Annotated in this window: 5 protein-coding genes; 1 reads left to right on the top strand and 4 read right to left on the bottom strand. The window is 71.5% G+C overall.

Annotation, left to right across the window (positions count from 1 at the left end):
• Positions 1 to 10: 10 nt before the first annotated feature.
• The 3 genes from ACTWO6_RS20985 to ACTWO6_RS20975 form a co-directional block, all read right to left on the bottom strand.
• A complete protein-coding gene (locus ACTWO6_RS20985; RefSeq protein ID WP_446215522.1) occupies positions 11 to 1,090 on the bottom strand; it encodes a hypothetical protein in 1,080 nt (359 codons plus the stop codon).
• A gap of 239 nt (positions 1,091 to 1,329) precedes the next feature.
• Positions 1,330 to 3,576, bottom strand: coding sequence for a hypothetical protein (locus ACTWO6_RS20980; RefSeq protein WP_446215521.1), 2,247 nt, complete (start codon positions 3,574 to 3,576; stop codon positions 1,330 to 1,332).
• 132 nt (positions 3,577 to 3,708) lie between these two features.
• A complete protein-coding gene (locus ACTWO6_RS20975; protein ID WP_446215520.1) occupies positions 3,709 to 4,110 on the bottom strand; it encodes a lamin tail domain-containing protein in 402 nt (133 codons plus the stop codon).
• A gap of 463 nt (positions 4,111 to 4,573) precedes the next feature.
• Here ACTWO6_RS20975 and ACTWO6_RS20970 point away from each other — a divergent pair, with 463 nt between their 5' ends.
• Positions 4,574 to 7,486, top strand: a complete 2,913-nt coding sequence (locus ACTWO6_RS20970) for a M36 family metallopeptidase (RefSeq protein ID WP_446215519.1) — start codon at positions 4,574 to 4,576, stop codon at positions 7,484 to 7,486.
• A 98-nt stretch (positions 7,487 to 7,584) separates the two neighbouring features.
• Here ACTWO6_RS20970 and ACTWO6_RS20965 read toward each other — a convergent pair whose 3' ends face one another.
• Positions 7,585 to 8,304 carry an HD domain-containing protein gene (locus ACTWO6_RS20965; RefSeq protein WP_446215518.1) on the bottom strand — a complete coding sequence of 240 codons (720 nt, stop codon included), beginning with the start codon at positions 8,302 to 8,304 and terminating at the stop codon, positions 7,585 to 7,587.
• Between the last annotated feature and the right edge of the window lie 95 nt (positions 8,305 to 8,399).

Here is an 8,399-nt window from a genome sequence, read left to right as displayed (position 1 = left end):
CTCCGGATGCTCAATCCTGGTGAGGCTGATCGGGGCCTCCTGAAGATCCGTCGTCTGTTGCTGCTGAAGCGACCGGAGCCTGGCGTGGTTTCTGCGGCTGACCGTTGGGCCGCGGTCTCGGGGTGTCGCTCGATGTAGCTCGTCCGAAGATGTCGCTGTCGCGCAGCGTTTCCCGGAACTGATCCTCGAGTCGCCGCAAGGTGGCCCTGTGCTCCGCCAGCAGGCGTTCCACGTCGCCGGCCAGTTTGTCGTTGGTCCGCTGTCCGGCGCCGCCGGCGGTGAGGCCGCCGGCAAGGTGCTCCAGGATCGTCACCACGTGCCGACTGAGCTGCTCGGCGTACTCCGCTCGCTTCTTCCGTACGTCGAATTCGCAGCCGATTCTGATCAGCTGTTCCCAGTAGGGCAGGGCGATCCGCATGGCCCGCTCATCAGGCCGTACCCGGACCTGGGGCTGACACTCGGCCGCCGGGTCGTCCTGTGGGTAGGGCCACGGGCCTTCCTCGGAGAGCAGCTGGTGCAGTTTCGCTTCCAGTTCGGCCGCACGGTGTGGTGCGAACGTGCCGGCGTGCGCCGCCGCGAGGTGCGTCAGCCTCACCATGACATCTGGCATGTGGTAGTGCGCGTAGCCACTCAGCGCCTCCCGCTTGAGCCGGTCGGACGACCAGGTGAAAGTGGCATGGACGGTGAAGTTGAAGACACCGCCCCGGGCCGAAACCGGGATCGGCGCCGGCGCATCGCGTCGTTCCGTGTGTCGACGGGGCGGGGTTGATGATTGCCAGGCCGACGTCCGGCGGGTTTCCTCCTCGTGCAGCGCGTTGACCAGGCGCCTCCAGAGGTCGCGCACGTGGTCCCAGAACGTCACCGCGCCCCGTAGGAGAGCCTCTGCCCGGTCGCCCAGCCGTCGCCACCGATCGGGGGACGGCGACTCATTGCCGGCGGCGTCCGTCGTGTCACCGTCGTCGGCGGACGTTGATTCCCTGCGGGAGGCGCCGTTGTGGGCCTGCGTTGAGTCCTCGCCGGAGGCGGCGCTCATCTCACCGTCGTCCTTCCGGATTGGATCCACTCCGGAACTGTCGGCCTCGCGGTCCATTCCTCACGGTAACCATGGCATGACCGATTTGTCGCCGGTCGCGTCCCGGCCACGGCTTGGTATCCACATATTCCGACTAATGCCTTTTACTCGGTATATAGACCGCCCTCCGGGCGGCGGCTGACGCCCCATCACCTGGGACTGCCACGTCACCCGGGTGGCAAGCGGGGCCACCCGGCGGTGCGGGGCGCGGCTCGTGATGCGAGCCGCGCCCCGTACGTCAGCGGGTCAATTCGGGATCACGGGCAGAGGAATCCCAGTACCTTCGCCGTCCCCGGGTAACCGGGGTTCGGTGCATAGCCGGGGTTGACCAGCACCACGGCGATGCGCGGCTTCGTACCGGTGATCACGCTGCCGGTCTTCGTCACGCTGTCCGTGACCAGCACGGCGGTGTATTCCGGCACGGCGGCGGCCGGCGGCGCGCTGTTGCCGGGGTCGCTCCGCCAGGTGCCGCCGCAGGTCGTCATGCCGGCCGGGACGTTGGCGAACCCCTTGAAGCTGGCCGGGGCGGTGCCGCCGCTGACGGAGTTCTGCGCGGACCAATTGCTGTGCCAGAAGGTCGCCGTGGCGCCGACGGTGGCGTTGCCGTCACCGATCACGAAGTTGCCGCCCGGCGTCCAGGCGAACACCACGACCGACGCGGTGGTCGACGACGGCAGGTAGTTCACCCCGCCGGCGTAGTTGACCAGGACCTGGCCCGCTCCGAGTGGCTGGTTGACCGAGGCGATGGTGCAGGTCGCCACCCCTGCGGCGTCCGTGACGTCAGAGCAGGTCTGCGCGCCCGCGCCCGTGCCGAGGGTGATGTCCACGGTCTCGCCGGACACCGGGGCGGACAGGAACGTGTCGGTGAGGACCGCCGACAGGACGGCCGGTTGACCGTTGGCGACGAAGGCCGGCCCGGTGTACGCGACGGACGTCGCGTGCTTCGCCCAGACCACCGTGGTCTGCGTCGTCTCGCCGGAGTCCTGGGTGCCGTCCTCGTCGAGGTCGGCCCAGACCGTGACGGTGTCGGACCCGGCGGTACCGTTGGAGTAACTGAACGTGGCCTGGCCGGCCGCGTTCGTCGTGCCCGAGCCGCTCGACACCGACGGGGTCCCGGCGCTGCTCACGGTGAACTGCACGGGGATGAACCGCTCGGCCTCGGAGTGGGCACCGGCCACCGTGGCCGTGACGGTCGTGACCTGTCCCCAGGGCACGGGGTTCGGGCTGGCCGTCGCGGCCACCGTGGTCGGCGGCGAGAAGTCGATCCTCGCCGTGAAGCCGTCGGTGGCCCCGCCGGCACCGGCCCGTCCGTCGCCCCACGCCGGATGCACCACGTCGTCCGACCCGACGTCCACGGCCAGGTAGTCGCCGATGAAGCCGGTCGCGATCGGCGTCGGTTGCGAGTTGACCTGGATCGCGGTGAACGCGGGAGTCGCGGCGACCGCGCCGAAGGACAGGAAGACGTTGTGGTTGCTCGTCTCGTTGTCGTGGGCGTAGTACGCCACGTGCACCCGGCCCTGCGCCACGTCGACCCAGGGCATGAACTGGTCGTCCGCCTCCGTCTCCACATCGACGTCCGACGGCGCCGTCCAGCCGGCGTTGTCCAGCGAGGAGGAGATGAGGATGTCCGCGTCGCCGCCGTCGGTGTCGGTGTAGTCCGCCCAGACGACGAAGAGTCGACCGGTGACCGGGTCGGCGTCGATGCTCGAGAAGGACCGCGTACGGAAGCCGGTGGCGATCGCCGGGTTGACGTTGTCCAGGGTGGCCACCTGGACCGGGGCGCCGAAGGTCTGGCCCAGGTCGGTCGACCGGGCGACCCAGACGGAGGAGTCGGCGCCGTCGCCGATGCCGTTGCAGAACGTCGTCCAGGCCACGTACAGGTCGCCGTTGGTTTCCTGGGCCAGCTCGGCGCCGTGGTTCAGGCAGCCGTTCTGCGCGGCGTCCGTCGACAGCACCAGCGGAGCAGAGAACGCAAAGCCGTCGCCCGCGCCGTTGAGGTCGCGGGAGAAGACGACCTCCCGGTCGTTGCCGCCGCCGAACGGGGTCCACGCCACGTAGACGTTGTCGTTGTTGGCGCGGTCGACGAGGATGAACTCCTTGTCGTTGCAGACCACGGGGCTGGTGCCGCCAGCGGCCACGACACCGTTCGCCGCGTCGGTCCAGTTGACGCCGTCGTCGGTGGACGACGTGACAAACAGGGTGCAGGGGTCCTCGTTGTCCCGGTGTGCCAGCGCCGAATAGTAGATGCGTCCGCCGGCGCCGAAGTCCACCGCCGGATCGCTCATCAGCAGCGTGTCGCCGTCGTTGCCCACGTCCGGGACGGTGAGGGTGCCGAACGGCAGGTCACCGGTGGTCCAGTTGCGGCCGCCGTCGGTGGAGGCGTACCACTGCTGGCTGTTGCCGCCGCCCCGCTCGTTCGCGCCGCCGGCCAGGTGGTCGGGGTTGTTGGGATCGACGGCGATGTGCAGCTCACGCTCGTTGGCGGCGAGGTTGCCCATCGTCATGTCTCGTACGGTGGGATTGGTGACGTGGCTGGCAGCGGCAGGCCCGCCGCTCGTCGCGACCCAGGTCAGCGGGATCAACGTGCAGGCGGTCAAGGCCCGCGATACTCGATGCCTCACGGCCCCTCCTCGGGGTCAGCAGGTGTTGATGCCGACCGCCAGCCGACCGTCGTCCACCCGGTCGGGCAGCCGGAACCCGCGACCGAACGTCCAGGAGCCGTTCCGCTGCCGGAACCACACCTGGTCGTCCCGGGCCCGATCGGTCAGCGACGGTGTCCGGTCCACCAGTCGCCCGCTCCGGTCGAGAAGCGACAGTGTGTCCGCGGAGTCGAACAGGACAGATTCCGGGAGCAGGCGGAGATAGCCCCCCGGCGGCAGAGCGTGGCCGGTCATGATCCGGGCGGACTTACCGGTGACCGTGGAGCGCACCGTCCAGCAGGTGAGGTCGACCGGTCCACCGCTGCCATTGACCAGCACCACGAGCTGTCCCCCCGGATACGGGTCCTCCGGTAGCAGCTCGACCGCGGTCAGGCGCACGGTTCCCGCCGTCGGCGTGGTAGCCGGCACCGCGGTCGGTTGACGGGTGTTCGGGGAAGCGTCCGGCGTGCCCGAGCCGGCGGGTGTCGTGGTCGGCGCGGCGAGCGAGGGCGGCCCCGTCGGTCCGACCTCGTCCCGATCGGCCGCTGAGCAGCCGGCTCCGAGCGCGACGGACAGACCGACCCCGGCGCACAGCATCGCGCCGCGGCGATGGATGCGGCCCCTCACGATGGTTCCTCCAAGCCTCTCATCCCCGTACTGATCTGCGGTTTTATGCTCCTCTCCGGACTCTTCGACGGGAAGGCGGCGGCCGAGGCGACTGTTGTCGGATCGAGGACCCATCGAGCATTCGGCATTTGTGGATGTTCAGCCAATGCCGGATCACCACGACGGGCTGGTCGGATGGCAGGACGAACATCGCCGTTCGACGACAGGAGGGACCGTGCGCACACCATCCCGTGCGTTGACGGGGACCACCGCGCTGCTACTCGCGGCCGGGCTGGTCCTGACCGCAGGAGCTGGCGGCCAGGCGGCACCCCGGGAACAGACCCCCACCCAGGCCCGACCCGGCGACCTGCCGGGCGACCGCCAGGACAGCAAGGCCAGAGACAACCGACAGGGGCGGATCGCCCCGACCGACCGCCAGCGCGACCGGGCCGCCGCGCTCGGCGCGCGGGCCCGCTGGAACACCTTCGGCACCCCCGCCACCCTCGCCTCCACCGGCCGGCCGCTCGCCACCGGCCTGCCCGCCGACCCGGCCGCCGCGGCGCGGGCCTACGTGGCCGCCAACCGGGACCTGCTGGGGCTGACCGCCAGCGGCGCGGCGGCACTGGAGGAGTTGACCGTCGCCCCGATGGGCGACGGCGCCACCGTCCTGTTCCGCCAGCGCTTCGGCGACCTGCCGGCCGCGGTGGACGGCGTCCTCGCGGTCGGCGTCCGCGACGGCGCGGTGTGGCACGTCGGCTCGTCCCTCGCCCGGGACGGGGCCGCGCCGGCACCGGCCACCCTCACGGCGGCGCAGGCGCAGCGGGCGGCGGCGGCCGACGCCGGTCTCACGAACCCGAGATTCCTGCGCACCTCGCTGGTCGCGGTGCCGACCGCCGACCGGGGCGCGCGGGCCGCGTACGAGGTGATCCTCGGCGCGGACCTCACCGGCGCGGACCCGGCCGCCTTCTCCACCTACGTGGACGCCCGGGACGGCAGCGTGCTGGTCCGGGAGGACCTCGTTGACCACGAGGCGGACGACCCGCAGTGGGAGGTCTTCCCGAACTCCCCGTCGACCGACCACTCGTCGGCCGACACCCGGGTCCGCTGGTGCTTCCAGGCCGGCGCCGGGTGCGACGAGGTCGTCGGCACCGCCGCGTCGCCGCTGCCCTGGGACGTCGACCCGGCCACCGGGGCGTCCACCTTGACCACCAAGGGCAACAACACCATCGCGGTGCAGAACTGGAACAGCAACGACCCGTTCAGCGTGGGCACCGAGACGGCCACGCCGCGGCCGGACCGCAACTACGCCTACCCCTGGGCGAACCAGTGGTACGAGCAGAAGTGCAGCCCGGACACCTTCACCTCGCCGCAGGCCAACGACATCGACGCCGCCCGGGCCAACCTGTTCGGGATGCACAACCGGATGCACGACTGGTCGTACCACCTGGGCTTCACCGAGGCGACCTGGAACCTGCAACAGGACAACTTCGGCCGTGGCGGCCTCGGCGCCGACTCCGAGCAGGGCAACGCCCAGGCCGGCGGGATCAGTGGCGGCCCGCCGAACTTCGCCGCCCGGGACAACGCCAACCAGATCACCCCGGCCGACGGCGTCGCCCCGATCACCAACATGTACCTGTGGCAGCCGATCGCCGGTTCGTTCTACGCGCCCTGCGTGGACGGCGACTTCGACATGTCGGTCATCGCCCACGAGTACGGCCACGCCATCAGCAACCGCATGATCGCCGGCCCGAACGCCGGGGTCAGCTCCCCGCAGGGGATGAGCGAGAGCTGGTCGGACCAGCTGGCGATGGAGTACCTGTACGAGCACGGGTACGCCGCGCCGGGCCGCCGCGGGTTCACCATCGGCGAGTACGCCACCGGCGACCCGGACGTCGGCATCCGGAACTACAACATGAGCGCCAACCCGCTCAACTACAGCAGCGTCGACTACGACTTCGTCGGTCTCCAGGTGCACGCCTCCGGCGAGGTGTGGAGCGCCACCAACGTCGACATCCGGGCCGCGATGATGCGGCGCTACGGCGCGGGCGACGCGGCGCTCCAGAAGTCCTGCGCCAACGGCGCGACGCCGGTCACCGCCTGCCCGGGCAACCGGCGCTGGATCCAGCTCGTCTTCGACTCGTTCCTGCTGATGGCGGTCAGCCAGGTGAGCATGGTCGATGCCCGGGACGCGATGCTCGCCGCCGACCGGATCCGCTTCGGCGGGGCGAACCAGGACCTGCTCTGGAACGCCTTCGCCGCGCGCGGCCTCGGCGAGACCGCGGCCAGCGTCGGCAACGGCGACGTCGACCCGACGCCGGGCTTCACCTCCCCGTACGCGGACGAGGCGACGCTGACGTTCCGGCCGGTCGTCGACGACGTGGCCGTACCGGGGGCGCAGCTCTTCGTGGGCCGCTACCAGGCCCGGGCCGTGCCGGTCGCGGACACCGACCCGGCCACCCCGCTCACCGACCAGGTGCGCCTGGTCCCCGGCACGTACGAGTTCGTCGTCCGCGCCCCGGGCCACGGTCACGTCCGGGTCGGCCCGGTCACCGTGAAGGCCGGGCAGGTGCGCGACCTGCCGGTGCAGGTACCGGTCAACCTCGCCTCGGCCATCGCCGGCGCGGCGGTCAGCGGCGACGGCGTCAACCTGGCCCGGATCGCCGACGACGACGAGGCCACCAACTGGGCCTCGTTGGGCAGCCCGGTCGCCGGCCGGCAGGTCACCGTCGACCTGGCCGGCGGCGCCCAGCAGGTGCGTCGGGTGCAGGTCAGCGCGATGCTCCGGCCGCCGGTCACCGGCGACCCGGACGCCGGCACGCAGAGCCGGTTCTCGGCGCTGCGGCAGTTCCGGGTGCTGGCGTGCACGGCGGAGGGCGCGGTCACCTGTGCCGACGCCGCCGACTTCCACGCCGTCTACACCAGCCCGGCGGACGCCTTCCCATCGGTGGCGCCCCGGCCCCGGGCGCCGGAGCTGATCCTCCGGTCGTTCGACATCCCCCGGACGAAGGCGACCCACCTGCGCGTCGAGGTGGTGACCAACCAGTGCACCGGCGCGCCGGACTACGCCGGTGAGCAGGACGCCGACCCGCGGGCGGCGACCGACTGCACGACCGCCAGCGTCCAGGCGAACAACGTCCGGATCGCCGAGTTCCAGGCGTTCGCCCAGTAGGCGACCGACCGGGGTGCGGGTGGGCGGGTACGCCGCCCACCCGCACCCGCCCCGGTCGTCGCGGCTGGTTCGACGACATCGCGCCGCCGCTGAACCGGTCAGTTGGGCCGGTCGAGGATCGCGCTGAACCGCTCCTCGGCCAGGTCGAGCTGGGCGAAGATGTGCCGCTTCACCGGCGCGGACAGCGGGGTGTCCGGCCGGGCGATCAGGTCCCGGAAGACCGGCACCAGCGGGCGGTACTTGGCGGCGGAGCGGGCCACCTTCGGCCCCACCGTGTGGATCACGCCCACCCCGTTGTCGGTGAAGTCGGACATCTTGATCACCCGGGCCCAGGGCTCCCGGTCCAGGCTGGCCGCCACGTGCTCCCGGTACTGGACGTGCCGGTCCCGCTCCGGGTCGTACGCCGGGTTGGTGACCGCACCGACCAGGCGGGCGACGCGCGGGCCGAACCGCGCGGCCAGCGCGGCCAGCGCCGCCTCCGTCGGGTCGCCGGCCGCGTCGGGGCCGGCCAGCTCCGCCGGGTGGTCCTCCACGGCGTCGTGCAGCAGGCCGGCGACGATCACATCGACGTCGCGCACCTGGTAGTGGTGCATCATCCGGATCGCCACCCGCAGCAGGTGGTTGAGGTAGGGCTCGCGCACCCGCCGGTCGTCGCGGTGCAGCTCGGCGGCGAGGTCGAGCGCCTCGGTGAGCCGATCCCGGGCGGCGGCGTCGAACGCCCGGATCTCCAGCCGGAACCGCTCCAGCAGCCCCGGTTCGCCGTGGATCTCGGTGATCGCGTGCATCGGCATGGTGGCCAGGTACGCCGGGAAGTCCATGTGTCACTTATAGCTGATCTTCACCGCCCGCCGGACCTCGGCGTCGGCCTTGCGACGGGAGGTGGACACGGCCCCACCGGCCCGTCCGGCGGGGC

Source organism: Micromonospora sp. IBHARD004 (genome assembly GCF_052814115.1).
This window is presented reverse-complemented; position numbering and strand designations above follow the sequence as displayed.

Coding starts and splice junctions, on each gene's coding strand:
- ACTWO6_RS20980 (WP_446215521.1), bottom strand. CDS start 3,576: ATGACGATGGGCAACCTCGCCGCCAACGAGCGTGAGCTGCACATCGCC.
- ACTWO6_RS20965 (WP_446215518.1), bottom strand. CDS start 8,304: ATGGACTTCCCGGCGTACCTGGCCACCATGCCGATGCACGCGATCACC.
- ACTWO6_RS20985 (WP_446215522.1), bottom strand. CDS start 1,090: ATGGACCGCGAGGCCGACAGTTCCGGAGTGGATCCAATCCGGAAGGAC.